This is a genomic window from Candidatus Eisenbacteria bacterium, from assembly GCA_035712145.1.
Lineage (GTDB): Bacteria > Eisenbacteria > RBG-16-71-46 > RBG-16-71-46 > RBG-16-71-46 > DASTBI01.
Genome location: DASTBI010000269.1, coordinates 12,343 through 33,131, shown reverse-complemented (window position 1 = coordinate 33,131; position 20,789 = coordinate 12,343). Strand labels below are relative to the sequence as shown.

The window sequence follows — 20,789 nt, the reverse complement described above, 5'->3', positions numbered from 1 at the left end:
CCGCTCCCACCCGATCGTCGCGCGACCGGCCGGCGTGTGACCACGGCTCCGAATCAGCGCCGAGCCAGGCCGTACTTGCGCATCTTGCGGTGGAGGTTGGTGCGATCGATGCCGAGGCCGGCCGCCGCCTGGGTGACGTTCCAATTGGCGGCCTCCAGCGCCTTGCGGATCGCATCCGCCTCGCGGCGCTCGATCTCGCCGCGCAGGCCGGCCGGCTCTTCCGACTCCGGCGTGGCCTCCATCCAGGGGGCCACGTCTTCGGCCCGGATCTCGCTGCCTTCGACGAGGATCGCCGCGCGCTCCATGACGTTCTTGAGCTCCCGGACGTTTCCCGGCCAGCGATACTCCTGGAGGATCTCGAGCGCTTCGGGCGTGATGCGCTTGACGGGTTTCCCCTCGGCGGCGCAGAACATCGCCAGGTAGTGCTCGGCGATGAGCGGAATGTCGGTGCGGCGCTCGCGCAGCGGCGCGACATGGATCGGCAGCGTGTTGAGTCGGTAGTAGAGATCGCGGCGGAACTCGCCCTTCTCGATCTCCTCGGCGAGATCCTTGTTGGTGGCCGACACGATGCGAACGTCGACCTTGACCGTGTCCGACGCGCCGACGCGATCCACCTCGCCGGTTTCGATCGCGCGCAGCAGCTTGGCCTGGGCTTCCAGCGACAGGTCGCCGATCTCGTCCAGGAACAAGGTCCCTTCATCGGCGCGCTCGAGGCGCCCTTCCTTCTTCTGCATCGCGCCGGTGAACGCCCCTTTCTCGTGACCGAACAGCTCGCTCTCCACCAGGTCCTTCGGGATCGCGGCGCAGTTGAGCTTGACGAACGGCTTGCCGGCGCGCTTCGAGAGCCGGTGGATGGCTTCGGCCACCAGGTCCTTGCCGGATCCGTTCTCGCCCGTGATGAGCACCTTGGCCTGCGAAGGCGCCGCGCGGCGGATGTCGGCGATCAGACGCTGCGTGGCGGGACTCTTGCCGAGAATGCCCATCGCGTCCGCGGGGTTGCTCGATTCCGCGAGACGCAAGGTCGTGACGTGGGCGGCCTGGGCGATCACGTCGAGCAGCCGCTCCGGATCGACCGGTTTTTCGATGAAGTCGAAGGCGCCGCGCTTCAGCGCCTGCACGGCGGTGCCGATCGTGCTCTCGCCCGACACCATGATCACGCCGGTCTGCGGCGACTGCTCACGGATCATCGTCAGCGCCTGGAGACCGCCCATTTCCGGCATGTTGACGTCGAGCAGCACGACGTCGAAGCGTCGCTGCTCGATGGCTTCGAGCGCGCGCACGCCGTCACCCGCTTCCGACACGCGATGGCCTTCGTCTTCCAGCACGCCGCGCAGCGTGCGCCGGATTTCGGGATCGTCATCGACCACCAACACCTGTAGCGCCGTGTCCGGCGTCATGCGTCTCCTCTCTCGCCGGATTCCGGCGCTTCGCCTCGCGGCACCGTGAAGCGCGCCACGGCGCCGCCGCCGGCGCGATCTTCGAGCGTCACCCGGCCGCCATGCTGCTGCGCGACATCCCGCACCAGCGAGAGGCCGAGCCCGCTGCCCCGGCGCTTGGTGCTCACATAAGGCTCGAACAGGCGCGCCCGCACCGCCGGGTCGAGCCCCTGGCCGCGGTCCATCACTTCGACCACCGCCTGTCCGTCCTCGATGCGCGTGCGGACTTCGACCCGGGAGCCTTGAGGGCTGGCCTCGCAGGCGTTGAGGATCAGGTTGTGCACCGCCCGCGACAAGAGCAGAGAGTCGCCCCGCACGTTCACCGAGCTCGCTGGATTCACCACGTCCACCTGAACCCCCTCGTGCTCGTGCAGCGCGACCGCCGAGCGCACGACGTGATCGAGATCCACGGTCTCGAAGCGCGGCTCCGGAAGTCGCGCGTATTGCGCGAACTGCTCCGAGAGCCGTGCCATCTGATCCACGCCGTTCGCCAGCGCGGCCAGACTCTCCGACACCGCCGTGCGGTGCTCGTCGGTCACCGCTCCCGTGCGGCGACGCAGACGGTGGAGGGAGAGCGACATCGGTGTCAAAAGGTTCTTGAACTCGTGAGCCAGCCGGCGCGCGACTTCGCGCCACGCGGCTTCGCGCTCGGCGCGCTGCAGAGCGTCGCGCGCCGCCGAGAGGCGCTCGGTCATGGTGTTGAAGCGGTCGGAGAGCGCCGCCACCTCGCGCGGTCCCTGTGGCTCGATGCGCACGGAGAGATCGCCGGCCGCCACGTTCTCGAGCGCGCGCTCGAGCCGGGTCAGTGGACGCGTGAGGCCCGCGGCCAGCACGGTCGACGCCCACACCGCGGTTCCGGCCAGCGCCGCCACCAGAAGCGCGACGAGCAGCAGCATGTAGGCGCGCGACACGTCCCGCACGACGCCGAAGCGCCGGTAGAAGCTCACGCCGCGCCCGACGCGCTCGAGCGATTCGAAATAGTCGGGCTGGAACTGCATGCCGGCGACCAGCGCGTAGTCGCCGCCCATGGGCGCGACGCCGGCCAGCGCCCCGCGCGGCGACTGGATGACACGATCGGCCGGGAGCTCGGACGCGAGCTCGTCCGCGAGATCCATCGGCGTCACCGCCAGCACGCCCTCGGGCCGCACTTCCTCGGCCAGTCCCCACTTCCCGTCGCGGCGCGTGTAGAGCTGGATGAAATCCAGCCCCGTCGCCCGGAGCCCGGCCTGAAGCGCCGCACGCCGCGGCCCGGTGAGCGGCTCGTGAGGCAGCGCCGCCGCGTACTCGTCGGCCTGGGCCAGGACCGTCCCTTCCATGCGCGCGAGCGAGGTGTTGCTGGTCTCGAGCGCCGATTCGAGCGCCCGGTCGACGCCGGGCGTGTTCCACAGCTCGAGCGCGCGACCCAGGCGGTTGAGCGTGAACGTCGTGAGCACGGCGGTAGGAATCAGCGCCAGCGCCAGGAACGCCAGCAACAGCTGGGTGCGGAGCGTCAGCGCGGGACGCGGCGTCCCGGGGCTCATGTCTCGGGCGTCAGTCCTCCGAGCTGGCCGCAGGCCGCCCAGATCTCGCCGCCCATGGTGTGACGGACCGTCACCGCGGGCGCCACCGGATAGAGACGGTGGACGAACCCTTCCACGGCCTCGCGCGAGGGACGCTTCCACGACAGCCCGGGGACCGGGTTGTACGGGATCAGATTGATCTTGCTGGGCAGCGAGCGCGCGAGCTCGGCGAGCCGGCGCGCATCCTCGGGCCGGTCGTTGACCCCGGCGAGCAGCGTGTATTCGAGGGTCACGCGCCGGCCGCTCTTCTCTCCGTAGAAGCGGGCGGCGTCGATGAGCTCGGCGACCGGCCAGCGCTTGTTGATGGGCACCAGCCGATCGCGCAGCTCGTCGTCGCACGCGTGGAGCGAGAGCGCGAGTCCGACCTGCAGGCCTTCCTCGGCCAGCCGGCGGATCCCCGGGATCACCCCGCTGGTGGAGACGGTGATGCGTCGCGCGCCGAGGTTGAGTCCGCGCTCGTCGTGGAGGATGCGGATGGCCGAGACCACGGCCTCGTAGTTGGCGAGCGGCTCGCCCATTCCCATGAAGACCAGGTTGAAGCGCGGGTCCTTCCATTGATGGAAGTCGCCCATCCGCAGGACCTGGCCCACGATCTCGTGAGCCCCGAGGTTGCGCTTGAGCCCCATCAGGCCGGTCGCGCAGAAGGTGCAGCCCAGGGCGCACCCCGCCTGGCTCGAGAGGCAGAACGTCAGCCGACGCTCCGTGCGCATCGACACGCATTCGACCCGGGCGCCATCGTCGAGCTCGATGACGAACTTGTGGGTCATGCCGTCACGGCTCTCGTGCGCGCTCGCGACCCGCGGGATCTGCAGGTCGTAGAAGGCCTCCATGCGCTCCCTCAGCGCGGCCGGCAGGTTGCGCATGGCCGCGGGGGTCCGGAGGTGCTTCTGGTAGATCCAGGCGAAGATCTGATCCGCCCGGTACCGCGGGTAACCCTGATCCACGAGGCCGGTTCCGAGCGAAGCCCGGGTCAGGCCGAAGAGCGGGGGTCGAGAGAGCGATGAGGATCTGGACAAGGTCACGGACATGGGAGTCCCGCGCGCGCGCAAGCGGACGAGCGAAGCTATCAGCGGCTCCATTTGCGGTCAACGCAGGCGGGATGGTATGCAGCCTGATGGTGATCTCCCCCGCCGTTCACGCCTGTCCTTCGTACTCTTCCTGGTGGCCGTGATGAGCGACGACAACGCACTCCGCGTCGCGGCGATCGACGTCGGCTCGAACTCGATTCGCCTGCTGGTGGCCGACGTGGCGCCCGGGGATGGGTTCGAGGGCGTGTCGACCGTCGCGCGCGCGGGAGAGCCGTGCCGCCTCGGCCGCGGACTGGAGAAGACTGGCGTGATCGAGCCGGAGCTGGCGGAGCGGGCCGCACACCTGGTCCACGAGTTCGTTCGCCGCAGCCGCTCACTCGGCGCCCGCCGCTTCCTGGTCGGCGGGACCGCCGCGCTGCGCAGCGCCGCCAACGGTCCCCTCGTCGCCCGGCAGATCGCCGACCGGACCGGGATCGAGGTTCGGATCCTGTCGGGCGAGGAGGAGGCTCGCCTGGTCTACGAGGCCGTGGTGCTGGGGCTGGGGACGCCGGCCCGGCGGAGCTCATGCGTCGTCTTCGACCTCGGAGGGGGGAGCACCGAGGTGGTCAGCGGATTCGGCGAGCGCGCCGGCCGCTGGACCAGCCTGCCTTTCGGGGCCGTGAGCCTCACCGAGCGGTTCCTCCACCGAAGCCCTGCCGAGGCTGCCGAGGTCGAGAGCCTGGAGGCGTTCGTTTCCTCCGAGGTGGAGCGACGGTGCGGCGATCTGCCGGCGTCGGCCCCGGTCCTGGCCGGGGTGGGGGGGACGGTGACCGCCTTCGCGGTTCTGGATCTGGGGCTCGAGGCCTACGAACCGGAGCGGGTCGAGGGGTGCCTGATCGACGCCACCCGGCTCGAGGCCGTCGTGGATCGATTGATCCGGTCGAGCGAAGCCGACCGGCGGCGGATGACTGCCCTCGGCAAGGGGCGGGCGGACATCGTCGTCGCCGGGGCCCTGGCCGTCCGGGTGCTTGCCCGAAGGTTCAGGAGCCGGAGCCTTCTCTGCTCCACTCAGGGGCTCCGCTACGGTCTTGCGAGACTGGCCTTTCGGGAGGCTTTGGGTCGTCCGACCCGGTTCCCCGTTGACCAGTCGTCGACCAGGCCCGATACTGCACTCGGCGCTGCTAAAGACCCCCCTCCAACCAGCGACCGCTGACCGGGCTCCATTCGTCGCGGTTTTCTAATTCTGTTGGGGGAGAAAGGAAGCATGCCGCACAAGAAGCACAGGTTTGCCGTACGACTCAGCCTCTCGATTCTGGCATTGGCGCTCACCACGGCCGCTTTCGCAGGTGAACCGGATTCACCGAACATCGAGCCGCCGCCGGTGACCACCAAGAACATTCGAGAAGCTAGGTCGTGGAATGACGGCTTCGCGCGCCGCCCGAGCCGAGCAGTTTGGCTCCAGCTGAGCGCGGTATGGATGAGGGTTTACCTGGGCGGCTGGCTGGGTCGTTAGAAAGCCGCTCGTCCATTGCGCTGGGTCTTCCGTACGAGGCCCAGCGGGCGCTTCGTGACGCATGGAGTGCTAGAGGCTTCGAGGTGCATCGAGCGATCCCCCCCGATTCAGCTCATGCTGGCCTCCCGGTTCGGGAGGGCGTCCAGCATGAGGCGGTCGGCGACATCTACTTCGCGGCTGACAACTTCGCCGCGGCTGTTGAGTCATATGCAGCCGCCTGCCACGACGCCGCGGACTCGACTCCGGCCGACCGGCTGAGAATTCTACTCAAGCTGGCTCGCAGCCAGGACCGGCGTGGAGATTTCTCCGCGTCGCTCCAGGTGCTGGAGCAGGCGCGTGAGTTGACCCGGGCTCTGCGCGATCCGGTGATCAATGCGCAGATCGCGGCGCCCATGGCGTGGGCTCACGCCCAGCTCGGCCAGTACCATCGCGCGCGACGCTTCGGTCTCTACGCCTATCGGGCGCTCCGCAACGGACAGGACCACCGCACGGTCGGCGAGCTCGGCGTCACGCTCGGCGTGTGCCATACGCGCCTGGGGCGGAATGCCGAGGCGATCGAGTGGCTGCAGGACGCGGCCGCCACCTTCCGCAGGATCGACGACTCCGAAGGACTCGTCAGCGCCCTCAACAATCTCGGCCTGGTCTACAAGAACCTCCGCGAGTGGCGCGAGGCCACGCGCTTCCTCGAGCAGGCGCTCCGGATCGACGAGCGCGCCGGGTTCTACTCGAAGATGCGCGGGCATCATCAGAACCTTGGGCTGGTGCGCTACAGCCTGGGCCAATGGGATCTCGCCGAGGAGGACTTCCGGACCGCGCTGCAGGTCGCGCGCGACACCGGACACCGGCAGGGCGAAGCGATGGCGCTCATGGCGATGGGCCGCCTCGCGCGCCGGCGGCGCCAGCTCGACCGGGCGGAGGAGAGCTTCCGCCGAGCGATGACGCTGGCCGACCAGGTTGGAGCCGAGCGCGAGAGCGCTCTGGCCCGCGAGTTCCTGGCCGAGGTCGAGCTCGACCGGGGGAATCCGCCCGCTGCGTTGGCGATGCTGTTGCCGGCCCTCGATCTCGCGCGCAAGCGCGCTCCCGAAGGCGACGTCGTCGGCGAGCTGGAGACGCGGATCGGTCTCGCCCTCCTCCACATGGGAAAGGCCGAGGACGGCAAGGACCACCTGCTGCGCGGCGCGATCATCGCGCAGTCCTTGGGTGACCGGCTGGAGCAGGCAGTCGCCGAGCGCGCTATGGCCCGTCTCGAAGCACTGCGCGGCAACGTGAATGGCGTCGAGAGTCATATTCGCGCGGCGGCTCAGGCCTTCGAGCAGCTGAGCGAGAGCTACGAGTTGGGGACGACGCTGGCTTCCTGGGGTGAGCTGCTGCTCCTCATGCCTGCAGGTCTCCGGGCGCAGGTCGATCTGGAGCTGATTGGCGAGTCCGCCAAACGTGCCGCGGCATTGTTTCGCAACCTGGGCGTGCTCGCCCTGTCCGCCGAGGCTTACCTCACCATGGCCCGGCTCGAATCCGAGCGCGAGCGCTTCGATCAGGCGCTGTCGCACCTCGAGCAGGCCGAGATGTGGCTTCGCGAAGCCGGTGACGCCGGCGGCGAGGATCGCGTCCTCGCGCTTCGCAGGGAGATCGAGCGCCAGTACGTGGCGGTGTCACTCTCGACCTCGAACGAATTCCGTGCGCTCGACGAGGCCAATCGGCTCTTCCGCGACACTTCCGATATGGAGGGGCTGCTCGCCCAGACCGTGAAGCTGGCGGTGGAGCACGCGGGCGGCGACCGTGGCTTCGTCGCCTACAACTCCGCGGGGAGCCGCATGGACGTGGTGGCGCAGCACGGCCTGGGTCGTGACCGCGCGCGCCGCATCATGCAGCTCGTGCAGGGGCTGGCCGGACACCGCATGGGCGAATCCGGTCCGGTGTACTCGAGCCGGGTCGCCGCGGATCCGCGCTTCAGCGCGGCGCTCGGTGGCTCACTCGAAGGCGTGGGCTCGCTGGTCTGCGTCCCGCTCAACTTCCCCTCGCAGGCACTGGGGATGGTGTACGTCGACCGCTTCAGCGACAACCTGCACGGCGCGTTCAAGCAGCGCGACCTCAACCTGCTGGCCGTGCTGGCGAACACCGCCGCCGTCGCGATCGTCGAGGCACAGCGGTCCTTGCTGCTCATGGAGAACCAGGAGCTACGCAAGCAGCTCAAGCCGGTGCCCGGCCTCGATCGGGTGGTGAGCAACTCCGCGGAGATGGCGGACATCCTCAAGCTCCTCACCAAGGTCGGCGACAGCTCGGCGACGGTGCTCTTCCTCGGCGAGACCGGCACGGGCAAAGGCCTGCTCGCCCACGTGGTGCACGAGATCTCGAGCCGCCGCGACGGTCCCTTCGTTCAGGTCAACTGCGCGGCGATTCCCGAGCAGCTGCTCGAGAGCGAGCTCTTCGGCTACGTGCAGGGCGCCTTCACCGGCGCGAACCGCGACAAGACCGGTCTCTTCGAGGAGGCCGAGGGTGGAACCATCTTCCTGGACGAGATCGAGAAGGTCCCCGAGACGGTGCAGGCCAAGCTGCTCCACGTGCTCGACCGCGGTGAGGTGCGGCCGGTCGGTGCCACCCGCAGCAGGCACGTCGATGCCCGGGTGATCTGCGCCACCAACGGAGACCTGCGCGATCGCATCCAGTCGGGACGGTTCCTCGAGGACCTCTTCTACCGGCTCAACGACATCACGGTGCGGGTGCCCGCGCTGCGCGAGCGGCGAGAAGACATCCCGACGCTGGCGCAGCATTTCCTCGACCTCTTCAGCCGCCAGATGGAGAAGCCCCTGAAGGGTTTCGGCTCCGACGTCCTCAAGGCGCTTCTCGCTCACGACTGGCGAGGCAACGTGCGCGAGCTGGAGAAGACCGTGAAGCGCATGGTGGTGCTGGCCGACGAGGGGGCGGTGCTCGACCGCTCGCTCCTGCCGGCCGAGATCCGCGACGTCGTCGTGGATCCCAGGTCCGTCGGGCGCACACTGCGGTCCAACGTCGCGCAGCTCGAGCGCCGCATGGTGGCCGAGGCGCTGGAGCGCAACCGCTGGAACAAGGCGCGTACGGCCCGCGATCTCGGCCTCAGCTACCCGACCTTGCTGACCAAGATCCGGAGCTTCAAGCTCGAGCGGAGCCGCAACGGCAATTAGCTGATTTGAATCGCGGTATTAAACCGCTTGATAACGAGCCCCGTGCTACGAGCCCACTTAGCGGCCCGGTTCACGGGGCTCAAATTTTGTTTCGGAATCCTGGCTCCAACCGCCCTTGGAGCGCACACGCGACCAGCCGCCGCAAGCAGATGAACGCACTGCGGTTCGCGCCCCTTTCGCTTCGCGACGAACAGGCTGGCACAACAAGTGCTGAACATCAGCCACTGGAGGGGGGACCTCCAGCAGCGAAGCACGACATCTTTGAGCAGACGTCTCGGAAAATCTGGGCTAGCCGGTACGTGTCGGGCATAGGACGAGGGTACGAGCCCCAGTCTTCTTGACATCGCACCGGTTCGACCGACCGGCTAGCCTGGAAGATTCAAGAAGTTGCAGACGCGGTATCCCTGCGGCTCGGTTGAGATCGAGGCGGGTCGGCATGTCCAAACCCGGTCCACTCGTGTCGGTCCACCGAGATCGAAATCGAGTCACGGGGGTTGATAGGACACCGGTCTTCGCGGTTTCGGCCAACACTGGGGGATGTCCTGGCTGATGCGGCGAGTTCGTCGACCGGTGTCCTTCTTTTTTGTGCGGTGTGGCAGCCCCGCACGATTGCGTCCGCTCCGCGCCGCACCGCCCTCGTAGCGCCCCGCTCGCGCCGCTTTTAGGGCCGTCTCAAGTTCATTTGTTACCTGAGGTTGCGCTCACGGCGGGGATACCTCCGGCGATGCCGCACCGTGGCATGTGCATTGCCATTTCCTGAACAGGCGACCCCGCTCCCAGCCGCCGAAGGAGGCAATCGCAATGGGCACCAGGTGGTTACTGATCGCGACCCTGCTCCTGGCCGCCGGCTGTAACGATGGCGGCACCGTCGGCGACCACAGCCCACCGGCGGCCCCGCGCGGCGTGTACACCGTGACCGGTGACGGCGAAGTCTTCGTCCACTGGCTCGCCAACACCGAGGGTGACGTGGCCGGCTATCGCATCTACGAGGCGCCCTGCGATGCGGGCGGAAGCTGTCCGTACGACCGCGTCGGAGCGACCTCCGGCACCAGCTTCACCGTCACCGGCCTCACCAACGGCGTGACGCGTTACTATGCGGTCGCCGCCTTCGACCATGCCGGCAACGAGAGCGAGCTGTCGGTCGAAGTCCTGTTCGACACGCCCCGACCCGAGGGCGTGGGCCGGGTCCTGACCAACTACCTCGCCGACACGCTGAACGCCGGCTACGACTTCTCGGCCTTTGCCGTGCGCTCGGTGAACCATCCGCTCACGGACATGTTCTTCGGGTTCAACGGCGGCATCTATCAGATGTTCGTCCCGGACCTGAATACCGACATCCAGGATGCCGGCTACCGCACCACCCTCGATGCCGTCGACTACGCCCCGACCACCGGCTGGTCGCCGAGCGGGAGCGTCGAGCTCATCATCGGGCACTGTTACATCGTGTGGACCCGTGACGACAACTACGCGAAGTTCCGGGTCACCGATATTCGTCCCGCGTCGGGCAGCGCGGCGGAGGTGGTCTTCGACTGGGCGTACCAGGAGGACCCCGGCAACCGCGAGCTGCGCGCGGGCAAGGTGAAGAATGGCGAGCGTGGCGCGACCCGCCCGATCGCATGGAACCCATAGGAGGCGTGTGCGCTGGACGGGTTGGGTGGGACTCGCCGCGGCCCTGCTCGGACTCTCGGGCTGTTATTACGGCTACCACGAGGCGTACTTCGGCTCGACCTACAGCGTCGCATCGAGGCCCCATGCCAGTTACTTCTGCTATGACTGCCATGGTTACAGGTTCTTCGATCCGTATTACGATTGGTGCGCGGGTTACGGATTCCGCTACTCGTGGTCGGCCCATCCGCAAACCGTGCGCCTCTATCGGGAGCGCTACGTGAGGATCCGGGAGCAGCACCCGGAGTACGGACGCTACCGCTATACACCGGGCTACCGGTCGCTGCCTCGCTATCGGGCGGAGCGGGATTACGACCGCTGGAAGTCCGGACGCTCTGGTCCGTCGGAACGGGCCCCTGAAATCGAAGGCAAGTCCAAGGGTTCCGCTCCGGAGGGCAAGAAGGAACGCAAACGAGGACGCGAGCGCAGGGAGCCGCGTGACGCGGACGAACGCCGGTCCGGGCGTGGAGGTTGGAGCACATGAGAGCGACCCGCTGGTTCCTGGTCTTGACGGTCCTGCTGGTAGGAGCAACTGCCGCCTGGGCGCAAGACGATCCTGATGATCGATCGCCGCCGGTGGAGCAATACAAGAGTCCGCACCCCGAGATCTCCGGGGCCGTCGACGTGGAGCTGTGGACCGATCGGGGGAGCGACGCCGTCTATCAGCCGGGGGAGCCCATGGCCGTCAGCGTGCGCACCTCGGACGACGGGTATCTGATGGTCTACGAGATCGACACCGAGGGATACGTGCGGCTGCTGTGGCCCACCCTGGGCAGTCGAGGCTTCATCGAAGGCCAGAAGACGCTCGAGTTCCCTTCCCCTGAGTCGAACCTGGAGCTCGTCGTCGAGTCCGCGACCGGCCAGGGCTTCCTGGTCGCCCTGCTCTCGAATCGGCCTTTCCGCGACATGCCGTGGTACCTGCGTCCCTACGACATGCAGGCGGAAGAGCTCGGGTACGAAGGCGAGATCAATGAAGACGACGGCGTGACGCGGGACGGCAAGATCGTCGGCGATCCGTTCGTGGCCATGGAGCGCATTCGCAGAGCCGTGCTCGAAGATCCGGAAGACGAGGACGGCTTCGGCACTTCGTACGCCACCTACTACGTGCACGAGCGCGTGAAGTACCCGCGCTACCTGTGCAACGACTGTCATCGTCCGGAGCGCTGGGCATGGTGGGACGGCTTCGACCCGTACTACACGACGTGCTCGGTCTTCACGTTCCGGGTGAACTGGGGGTGGTACTGGGGACCTAGCTACTGGTTCGGCACGGTGCCTTATTACTACTACGTCATCCGCAACGATTGCCCGCCGCACTATCAGATGTACGCGAGCCATGGCAGCTACTCGTCCTGGAATGGCTGGACGACCTGGTCAAGAGTGATGGGCGCTTCCACCACGCGCTACAAGTCGCCTCCTCCTCCTGGCTATACCCCGCCGGACAAGTTCGGCGACGGGAGCGGCACTTCGGCCCGCAGAGCGGCCCCAGGACTGATGGCCGGACGCGAGGTCGCGATGGGAAGGAATGGCGGCGGCAGGGTCCGCACCGGAGACGTCCGCACTCGCGAAGGCGGGCTGCGGAGCATCTTCCGAGACCCCGGAGGCCGCATCGCCCCATCGAGGGAAGTGGCACGGGGACGCTTGAGAGACGGCGACCCCGAAGCCCGTGGCGCGATCCTGAGGGATGCTGACGGCCGGATCGAGCGCCCCCGCCAGGTCGTGCGCGGCGGCTTGCGGTCGAGCGATCCTCGGCTCCGCCGGGAAGGCACTGAGCGTGAACCCCCGAGGGTCATCCGGGGTAATGGAAACCGCTTCGAGGAAGGCCGGATCCGCTGGGTCGGACGCGGCGAAGGACGGAGGGAGGGTGATGGCCGGCCTACGGTTCGTTCGCTGTTCGAGCGCGGCCGCGGCGAATCCGACCGGCCGAGCCCAAGAGGGTCGGAGTCCCGGGTGGAGCGGAGCTGGTCGCAGCGTCCTGCGCCGGAGACGCCACGGTCCGAGTCCGGCGGCCAGGTCCAGCGCTCCAGCGGAGGTGGCGGGGGCGGCGGTGGAGACCGCGGCGGAGACCGCGGGACTGTTAGCCGCGGTGGTTCCAGCAATGGTGGTGGCGGCAACGGTCACGGACGAGTGAGTGGTGGCGGCGGGGAAGGTCGGGGTGGTGGAGGCAGAGGAGGCCACCGGTAGCGCGGGGGACCTGCTAGACTGGCCGCCGCGAATTCGAGCAGGCCGCTCGGAAGGACGGCGGAGATGGGGGTCCCACGTTGAGATTGCGAGTTTTCTCGAGAGCGGTCGCCTGCGCGGCCGCTCTTTCCTTGCCTGCAGGGCCCGCCCTGGCCGATCCATCGGGATTCGCGTTCCTCGAAGTGCCGGCGGGCGCCCGGGCCTCCGCGATGGGCGGGGCCTATGCGTCGGTGAGCGAAGGGGTCGAGTCGGCGTTCTGGAACCCCGCCGGGCTCGCGGCCGCCCGGGGCTTCCAGATCACGGCCTCGCACTACGAGTTCCTCGAGCATCTCCGGCATGCCCAGTTCGGGATGGCCGGCAAGCTGTGGGGCGGAGGCGTCGCGGCATCGGTGCGGGCTCTCTACTCGGAGCCGATCACCGAGCGGGACGAGCTGGGCAACGAGACCGGAACGTTCGGCTCCCACGATCTCGAGCTGGCTCTGGCGTATGGCGGCGTGCTGAGACCAGGCCTCAGAGCGGGAGGGACGGCTCAGATCGTGCGCGAGCGACTCTCCGACTTCTCCGCGACCACCTGGGCCGTGGGCGGCGGCGTCACCTGGGATCCGGCATCCTTGCCGCGACTGCGCACCAGCCTTTCCGTTCACAATCTCGGGCCCTCGGCGGCTTACAGCTTCGACGGCGTACGGGGCTCTGCGGTCTCACTGCCCATGGCCGTGCAGGCGGGCACGTCGTACGGCTTCCCGGCGGGCGGCCTGGATCTGCGCGGGGCGCTGGAAGCGCGATTCACGCGCGGGCGTCCGGGCATCGGGATGCTCGGCGCCGAGGCGGCGCACGCCTCGGGGGCGGCCTTGCGGGCCGGCTTCCGGCTGAACGACGAAGCGACCAACTTCAGCATCGGCGCGGGATACGGCAACGAGGGCCTGCGCTTCGACTACGCCTTCGTGCCCTATCGGCTCGAGGTCGGTGAAACGCACCGCCTCAGCCTGACCGCCCAGTTCTGAGGTCAGGACTCGGGCCAGGTCTGGAGTTTCAGCTCTCCACCCTGCAGCGCCACGTAGGTGAAGTGCTCCATCCAGTCTCCGAGCACGAAGAACGAGCGGTTACCATCGCGCCGCTCGTAGACGTGGTGGAAGTGGCCGACCATCACGGTGTCGAATCCTTCCGCGAATCGAGGCTCCGCGATCTCCCGCCACAGCCGATCGCCATCCAGAGGGCGGCGGCTCCTCGAGTCCCGCGACAGGTTCGAAAAGTAGTGAGCCAGCGGGATGCCGAGATCCGGATGCAGGAAGCGGTAGAGGCCGATGCTGGCCGGATGGCGCACGACTCGCTTGAGGATCCGGTAACCGAGGTCGCCGCCGATCAGTCCGTCGCCGTGATGGAGCCACACCCGGCGCCCCTGACACTCGACCGTCACCGCGCCCGGATGGGTGACGAGGCCCATCTCCTGGCTCAGGAAGGGTCCAAGCCAGAAGTCGTGGTTGCCGGTGAGGTAGTGAACCTCGACGCCGGCCCGGCGCAGCTCGCGCAGCGCGGCCAGCGTCTCGAAATGCCGGCGGGGGATTGCAGTCCGATACTCGAACCAGAAGTCGAAGAGATCGCCGACGACGTAGAGCGCCGCCCCATGAGCGGCGACGTGGGCCAGGAAGCGGTGGAGCCGGGCTTCGCGAGGGGCTTCCCGAGGTCTGGACTCACCCCCGAGATGGGCGTCGGACAAGAAATAGACCGCCGTCCCGGGTGGCAGCATGAGCGGCAGTCTAGCCACGGGGTGTGGCGCTCACAAGCCATGGCACCGCGCTCGTATCCGTTGCGGAACCGGAGGTAACCCGCTCGGTATAATCCCTGCGACAGAAGCTCGTCAAAAGGGAGCCGAGCCGGGGATTTTACCGCAATCTGACAGCCGAATTGCCCCTGCCGATAACCTCAAGGTCATGAAATGGGGCCCCGTGACCGTCGCCACGCGCGGCGCCGGTCTCGGGACCGTCGATTGAAAACGGGAGGATCAAGATGAGACCAGAGCGAAGCATCTCGCCGCGGCGCTACTACGTCGGCGCGGCGTTGCTCGTCCTCGTGGGTCTGGTGATCGGTCTCGGTCTGAGCGCGGGGTTCAACGTCCAGATCGAGCCGAAAGCTGCCAAGACGGGGCTGTCTTCCGTCACGTCGAGCGCACCAATCCCCGAGAGTCCCTTCGTGGGCGTCGTCGACAAGGCGCTGCCCGCGGTCGTGTTCATCGATGTGCGCAAAGGCGCGGCGCGAGGCAACAGCGACGGCCAGGGCGGCGACGAAGGCGAGGAATGGTTCCATCGCTTCTTCAACGACGCACCCCGGCGCCAGCAGCGCATTCCGAGCTCGGGCTCGGGCTTCATCGTGGACACCGACGGGCACATCCTCACCAACAACCATGTGGTGAGCAACGCCCAGGACATCACCGTCACGCTGAACGACAAGCGGACGTTCAAGGCCAAGGTGGTGGGTGCGGATCCGGGCACGGACGTCGCGGTGATCAAGATCGAGGGCACGAAGCTGCCGGTGCTTCCTCTGGGTGATTCCGACAAGATGCGAGTCGGCGACTGGGCCATCGCGATCGGCAATCCGCTGGGTCAGCTGCGGGGATCGGTGACGGTGGGCATCATCAGCGCCACCGGCCGCTCGAACCTCAACATCTTCGGCGGCACTCCCGACTTCCAGGACTTCATCCAGACCGACGCGTCGATCAACTTCGGCAACTCGGGGGGCCCGCTGTGCAACATCCGCGGCGAGGCAATTGGAATCAACACCGCGATCAATCCGAGCGGTCAGGGGATTGGTTTCGCGATTCCCATGAACCTGGCGCGGCACGTCGCCGACCAGCTCGTCGCCCACGGCGAAGTGCAACGCGCGTGGCTGGGTGTGAATCTGGCCGAGCTGACGCCGGAGATCGCCGAAGGCTTCGGCATCAAGGAAGACCGCGGCGTCGTCATCTCCAACGTGATTTCGGGGCAGCCCGCGGACAAGGCGGGGCTGCGTCGCAACGACGTCATTGTCGAGTATGATGGCCAGCCGGTGGCCGATCTTCAGAAGTTCCGGCTCAAGGTAGCCGATACTCCGGTGGGTCGCAGGGTTCCGGTCACCGTGCTCCGTGACGGCAAGCGTGTGAACGTCGCCGTCACGCTCGGTCTGCGCGATCAGGCCGTCGTCGCTTCGCTCAACGAGGCGCCGCGTTCCGGCGGCGCGCCGGGATCGGCGCGCAGCAGTGAGCAGCTCGGCGGTCTCACGGTGCGCGACCTGGACAATCAGGAGCGATCCGAAGCCGGCGTGAGAAGCGGTGTGTTGGTCACCGAGGTCAAGGAAGGCAGCCCGGCGGACGACGCCGGTCTGGCGGCCAACGACGTCATCGAGGAAGTCGGAGGGAAGCCGGCGACCGATTCCGGCACGTTCGGCCGTATGCTCCGTGACGCCAAGAGTCGCGGCAAGCATGCCGTGCTCCTGGTCCGGCGTGGGAACAACTCGCAATTCGTGCCGTTGCGTCTGAGCGAGTGACGGCAGTCGTCACAGACGGAGGGAGGCGGCGCGAGCCGCCTCCCGCTCCAAGGAAGGAGCCGATGGGACGCATCACGAGACGCCTCGCCATTCTTTTCGGTCTTGCCGCGCTCGCCACTCCTGCGTTCGCGGCGCCCAGCGCTCCGGTCACGCTGACTGGCATGCGCTCCTGGTCGTCGCCGACCTCCACGCGGGTGGTGATGGACTTCTCCCGCCTGGTGGCCCACGTGGCGCCCGACTCCGGCCAGTCCCCCGGCGTCCGCGTCACCGTGCCCGGCGAGCCCGTGGCGCTGGGGGCCGGCGTGCCCTCCGTGCTCCGGGTGAACGACGGCGTGATCGACTCCGTGATCGTGACCACGGGCGTCGAGGGCGCCGCGTTCCGGCTCTGGTTCCGTGATTCGCTGCGCTTCCGGGTCTTCAGCCTGCCGGCCCAGGGAGACCAGCCCTACCGGGTCGTCGTCGACGTCACCAAGCCGGGTGGCGCGGTGGCGCAGATCGAGAAGCTGGCGACCATCGCCACCAAGAAGAAGAAGGAGCGCGTCCGCGTCGTCGCGGTCGATGCCGGCCACGGCGGCATGGATACCGGCGCCCGCGGCCCGCGCAGCGTGTCGGTCCTGGAGAAGAACGTGACGCTCGCGGTGGCGCGCGTGCTGGTGGACGAGCTCAACAAGATCCCGGGCGTGCGAGGCATCCTGACTCGCGATGGCGACTACTTCATCCCCTTGCACGATCGCTACCACCTGGCCGAGAAGATGAAGGCCGACGTGTTCATCAGCATCCACGCCAACTCCTCCAAGCGGCGCGGCTCCGGAAACGGCACGGAGGTCTACTTCCTCTCGCTGCGGGGCGCGGGAGATCAGGCCGACAAGGATCTGGCGGATCTCGAGAACGCGGCCGACCTGGTGGGGGGTGTTCCGCCGAAGACGGAGGACGAGCTGGTCAACATCCTTTACGACGTGAAACGCTCCTCGGCGCTTCAGCAGAGCCAGCTGCTGGCCGAATCGGTGCTCGACCATATCGCAGCCGATCGCCGGCTCGAGTCGCGCGGCGTGAAGCAGGCGGGCTTCGTGGTCCTCAAGTCGGTCGAGTTCCCGTCGATCCTGGTGGAGACAGCCTTCATCAACAATCCCAAGGAAGCCCGACTGCTGAAGAGCAAGGACTTCCAGGAAGACATGGCCAAGCAGATCTCGCGGGGCGTGAAGGAGTACTTCAAGAAGGCCGGGATCGGACTCCAGGCGGAAGACAAGGACGGTGCGGCCGGGAGCTGAGGCCGCTCAGTCTCCTCGCGCCGGCAACGGGCTCCCGGGCTCGCGGGTGACGCGTCCGTCCATCTCGTAGCGCAGCGCGCCGTGAGCCGAGCGCTCGCGAACTTCCGCTTCCAGCGCGTCGCGCAGGCCAATCGTCGTGTCGACCTTGAGTCGCGCGCGCTTCAGCGTCACCAGGTCGTCTCCGCCTTCCGCCATGTAGTCGTTGCAGGCCACGCGAAACACCCGCTCTTCATCGAGTGGGCGCCCCTGCTCGTCCATGAGCGACGTGACGCGTGAGCCGGAAGGCCGTCCCAGATCGAACCGGTAACGAATGCCGCTCACCTGGATGACCCGCTCGGTGGCGAGCGCTTCCTCGAGAACGCGGCGGATCTCCGAGCCCTTCAGGCTCAGCGTGTAGATGCTGTTCTCGAACGGGATCACCTGATAGATGGAGCCACGGGTCACCGTGCCTTCCGCCAGCTCCGCGCGCAGCCCGCCGTTGTTCTGGAGCGCGACCTCGGCCCCGGTGACCGAGCGCATCACGTCGGCCACCACGCTGCCGATCGCGCTCTCGCCGCCCCGGTGTTTGCCGAGCCGGACCGCGTTGAAGCCGACCGGGTGCTGGGACTCTCGATCCACGTCCTTGCTCCAGCGCTCGACCAGCGCGGCCATCGCCGAGTCGCGCACCGCGTCGGCCGCCACCGGCACCAGCCGTGCGTCACGCTCGACGACCCGGTGGCGCAGCGGATCGACCACCAGGTCGCACACCGCCACACCTTCCCCGTGCGAGCCGGGGATCAGCGTCGGAATGCCGCGCACTTCACCCATGATCCAGGTATGGCTGTGGCCGCCCAGCCAGAGATCGACCCCCGGGATCTTCGCGACCCGCGCCAGCAAACCGTGCACCACGCCGGCGGAGTCGATGGTCCCGGGGATGTGACCCACACCGACGACGACGTCGGCGCCGCTCTTGCGCAGACGCGCGGGCAGGGGAGCCGCCGCCGTGGAGTCGTCACCGAAGCGCAGCGTGGTCACGTTGCGCGGATGCGTCGCCGAGGCGGTCTTGGAATAGGCGAGACCCAGCACGCCGATGCGAACGCCCCGGCGCCGGACGAGCGTGTCGCTGCGCGCCCAGCGCGGTCGTTTCCCGCTGCGGGCCTCGGTCACGTTGGCGGCCAGCGCGGCAAACCGCATCTCGTCGACGCGGCGTGCCAGGGTGTCCACCGTCCAGTCGAACTCGTGGTTGCCGATCGCCATGGCGGTGTAGCCCAATCGATTCATCTGCTCCACGACGGCGCGGCCGAAGGAGTAGTTCGAGATCATGGTCCCCTGGAACGCGTCTCCGCCGTCCAGCAGCACCGTCCCCTCGGGGTTCTCGGCGCGAAGACCGGCGATCGTCTGCGCCAGGCCGACGGAGCCCCCGCGATGGCGCGGCCCGCGCGTGCCCGGCTCCATCGCGCCATGGAAGTCGGTCGTCTCGAGCACCCGGGCCACCGGATAACGCGCGTTGGCGATCAGGCCGAGGAGCTGGGCGCGCGAGACGGTGTCCGAAGGCGCCGGGCCTCCACCCGCCATCAGCGAGGTGCCGGTCAGCAGGCTCCGGCGGAAGGACCGGCGGTCGGGGTCCGTGTCGAGCGCGTAGCGCGCATGCCGGGCGGCGTTCTCGCACCAGTCGAGGATCTGGGGGAGGCGCACCGCGATGAAGGGATTGAAGAACTCCTCGGTGCCCACGGATCCCACGATCCGGCGCTTCACCAGCCCATCCAGCCACGGCTCGAGCGAATCGGGCACGTCGGGATACGCGCCCGAGAGCTTGGTCTCCCGCCATCCATAGGCTCGTCCGAGCCAGTACGCCAGATCCCCACGGCGCGCGGGCTGATCGGGGAACAGACGCCGCACTTCCTCGCGAGGTGCGGCCCCGAGGCGCACCAGACGGTCGATCAGCCGGCGCTCGGGCGTGGGCGCGTAGTCGGGCACGACGCTCCAGTTGTGGTCGCTGGCGCCCTCCAGCGTTCCCATCTTTCGCAATCGCGCGAGCAGCGCGTCCTGGATGCGAGGGGCGCCGGGTTCGGTCCGCGCCTCGAGACCCAGCCGCTCCAGCGTTCCCTTGGTGGCCGCGACCTTGAGTCGCCTGGTGGAGTCCGGCGAGGTCCCGCCGAAGGCGTAGTGGACGATCCGGCGGCCGGGAGGGGCTTCGAGATCGATCTCGTAGCTCACGCCCTCCGCCGACACCAGGGTCGACTCCTCGGCGCCCGGCTCGAGCAGCGCTGCCTTCCCGTCATAGCGGTAGACCGCGTAGGCGCTCGCGGCCCGCTCGAGGACACGCTGGATCTCGGAGGCGGTCAGCTCGATCACGGCCACGCGCTCGTCGCGCGGCTCGAGGGCCAACGCCTCGCGCACCGTGATCGGTCCGGCCGGAATGACGGTTCCGCTTGGAAGCGGAAACGCGAGCGCCACCTGGGCCTGACCGGCCTCCAGCAAGGCGCGATGACGCAGCTCGAGCAGCGCGTTGTCGGCGAAGGCGGACCCCGCCACGACGGCGCGGGGCGCGCGAGCGACCACGTCGTCGAGCCGGATCTCCTCGGCATGCGAGCTCGGGTGGGGAAAGAGGAGAGCGGCGCAACCCAAGATCGAGAACCCGAGCTTCATGAGGATGCTCGAAACGCTAGCACTGGCCTGAAACCAGGGTCAATCGCGATACTGCGTCCGTACGCCCGCGTCGCTTGCGGGTGGTCGCGACCGGGTGACATAGTCGCGCGACTCCGGGAGGTGGGATGACGGAAACGATTCGGTGCCCCGACTGCGGGCGCGAGAACGCGAGCGACGCCGAGAACTGCGTCCACTGTGGCTTCCCCCTGAAGTCCGAGAGCGCTGCGCCGCAGGCCTCGGAGCCGACCTTCGTGCCGCGACCGCGGCTCCGCCGGCCTCGTCCGCGAACCGGCAACGAGGCGCTCTCCTTGTGGCTCGTCTTCGGAACCATCATGGCCCTGGTCGTCATCTTCGTGGCGGTCAAAGCCAACGTGGACCGGGCCAAGCCACCCGTCGAAGGGGCCTCGCCCCGCCAGCAGGTGAGCAGTGATTCCTTGCGTCAGGTGCTCGACCGGGACTCGAGCAACGTCGAGGCGCGAGTCCGGCTTGGTGACGTCCTCTACGATACCGGTAACTGGTCCGAAGCCATCATCCAGTATCGGGCCGCGCTGCGACGCGACTCGAGCCAGGTGAGCGCGCTGGTCGATCTCGGCGTCTGCTACTACAACCTGAGCCAGAGTGATGAAGCCGAGCGCCACTTCCTGCTCGCGCTGCAGCGTGACCCGCACCATCCGATTGCCCTCTTCAACCTGGGGATCGTGTACGAGCGGAGCGGCAATACCACTCGGGCGCTGGAGTACTACCACCGCGCGCTGCAGTCCGACCCGCCTCCCGAGATGCGGCAGCCGCTGATCGAGGCGATGAACCGTGTCCAGGAGGGATCGGGACCACAGGCGCCTCGCGGGACCGGCGGTTAGGCGT

The 20,789-nt window shown here is 68.1% G+C and carries 15 protein-coding genes; 10 read left to right on the top strand and 5 right to left on the bottom strand.

Translation table 11 applies throughout. The features are described 5' to 3' along the window. Positions 1-53: 53 nt before the first annotated feature. From VFQ05_18790 to rlmN, 3 genes are read right to left on the bottom strand one after another with little or no spacing between them, the layout of a single operon-like run. Complete coding sequence (locus tag VFQ05_18790) at positions 54-1,397, bottom strand: sigma-54 dependent transcriptional regulator (GenBank protein ID HET9328818.1); 1,344 nt, start codon at positions 1,395-1,397, stop codon at positions 54-56. Continuing rightward, on the bottom strand, positions 1,394-2,956 hold the full coding sequence (locus VFQ05_18785) for an ATP-binding protein (GenBank protein HET9328817.1): 1,563 nt from the start codon (positions 2,954-2,956) through the stop codon (positions 1,394-1,396). The genes VFQ05_18790 and VFQ05_18785 overlap by 4 nt, the downstream gene beginning before the upstream one ends. Further along, the gene (rlmN, locus tag VFQ05_18780) at positions 2,953-4,023 is read right to left on the bottom strand and encodes a 23S rRNA (adenine(2503)-C(2))-methyltransferase RlmN (protein ID HET9328816.1); all 1,071 of its coding nucleotides are present in this window, start codon (positions 4,021-4,023) and stop codon (positions 2,953-2,955) included. Before rlmN ends, VFQ05_18785 begins: the two co-directional genes overlap by 4 nt. Before the next feature lie 142 nt (positions 4,024-4,165). Between rlmN and VFQ05_18775 the strand changes: the two genes are divergently transcribed. The 7 genes from VFQ05_18775 (at position 4,166) to VFQ05_18745 (ending at position 13,517) form a co-directional block, all read left to right on the top strand. Continuing rightward, positions 4,166-5,215: a Ppx/GppA phosphatase family protein gene (locus VFQ05_18775; GenBank protein ID HET9328815.1), complete on the top strand. Its 1,050-nt coding sequence runs from the start codon at positions 4,166-4,168 to the stop codon at positions 5,213-5,215. A gap of 51 nt (positions 5,216-5,266) precedes the next feature. After that, on the top strand, positions 5,267-5,515 hold the full coding sequence (locus tag VFQ05_18770) for a hypothetical protein (GenBank protein HET9328814.1): 249 nt from the start codon (positions 5,267-5,269) through the stop codon (positions 5,513-5,515). 83 nt (positions 5,516-5,598) lie between these two features. After that, positions 5,599-8,673: a sigma 54-interacting transcriptional regulator gene (locus tag VFQ05_18765; protein ID HET9328813.1), complete on the top strand. Its 3,075-nt coding sequence runs from the start codon at positions 5,599-5,601 to the stop codon at positions 8,671-8,673. 801 nt (positions 8,674-9,474) lie between these two features. After that, entirely contained in the window at positions 9,475-10,302 is an 828-nt protein-coding gene (locus VFQ05_18760) for a fibronectin type III domain-containing protein (GenBank protein ID HET9328812.1), read from the top strand. A 7-nt stretch (positions 10,303-10,309) separates the two neighbouring features. Beyond that, entirely contained in the window at positions 10,310-10,822 is a 513-nt protein-coding gene (locus tag VFQ05_18755; GenBank protein HET9328811.1) for a hypothetical protein, read from the top strand. Continuing rightward, entirely contained in the window at positions 10,819-12,519 is a 1,701-nt protein-coding gene (locus VFQ05_18750) for a DUF4384 domain-containing protein (protein ID HET9328810.1), read from the top strand. Before VFQ05_18755 ends, VFQ05_18750 begins: the two co-directional genes overlap by 4 nt. A 128-nt stretch (positions 12,520-12,647) precedes the next feature. Continuing rightward, positions 12,648-13,517 (top strand): PorV/PorQ family protein, encoded by an 870-nt coding sequence (locus VFQ05_18745; GenBank protein HET9328809.1) that lies wholly within the window; start codon positions 12,648-12,650, stop codon positions 13,515-13,517. Between the two features lie 2 nt (positions 13,518-13,519). Here VFQ05_18745 and VFQ05_18740 read toward each other — a convergent pair whose 3' ends face one another. Beyond that, positions 13,520-14,278 (bottom strand): UDP-2,3-diacylglucosamine diphosphatase, encoded by a 759-nt coding sequence (locus tag VFQ05_18740; GenBank protein ID HET9328808.1) that lies wholly within the window; start codon positions 14,276-14,278, stop codon positions 13,520-13,522. Between the two features lie 242 nt (positions 14,279-14,520). Between VFQ05_18740 and VFQ05_18735 the strand changes: the two genes are divergently transcribed. Further along, on the top strand, positions 14,521-16,032 hold the full coding sequence (locus VFQ05_18735) for a Do family serine endopeptidase (GenBank protein ID HET9328807.1): 1,512 nt from the start codon (positions 14,521-14,523) through the stop codon (positions 16,030-16,032). Positions 16,033-16,094: 62 nt separating this feature from the next. Next, positions 16,095-17,300 carry an N-acetylmuramoyl-L-alanine amidase gene (locus VFQ05_18730; protein ID HET9328806.1) on the top strand — a complete coding sequence of 402 codons (1,206 nt, stop codon included), beginning with the start codon at positions 16,095-16,097 and terminating at the stop codon, positions 17,298-17,300. A 6-nt stretch (positions 17,301-17,306) separates the two neighbouring features. Here the strand turns inward: VFQ05_18730 and VFQ05_18725 are convergent, their stop codons facing one another. Further along, on the bottom strand, positions 17,307-19,928 hold the full coding sequence (locus VFQ05_18725) for a 5'-nucleotidase C-terminal domain-containing protein (protein ID HET9328805.1): 2,622 nt from the start codon (positions 19,926-19,928) through the stop codon (positions 17,307-17,309). A gap of 125 nt (positions 19,929-20,053) precedes the next feature. On the opposite strand from VFQ05_18725, the gene VFQ05_18720 reads away from it, so the two are divergent. Then, positions 20,054-20,785, top strand: coding sequence for a tetratricopeptide repeat protein (locus VFQ05_18720; GenBank protein ID HET9328804.1), 732 nt, complete (start codon positions 20,054-20,056; stop codon positions 20,783-20,785). Positions 20,786-20,789: the final 4 nt, after the last annotated feature.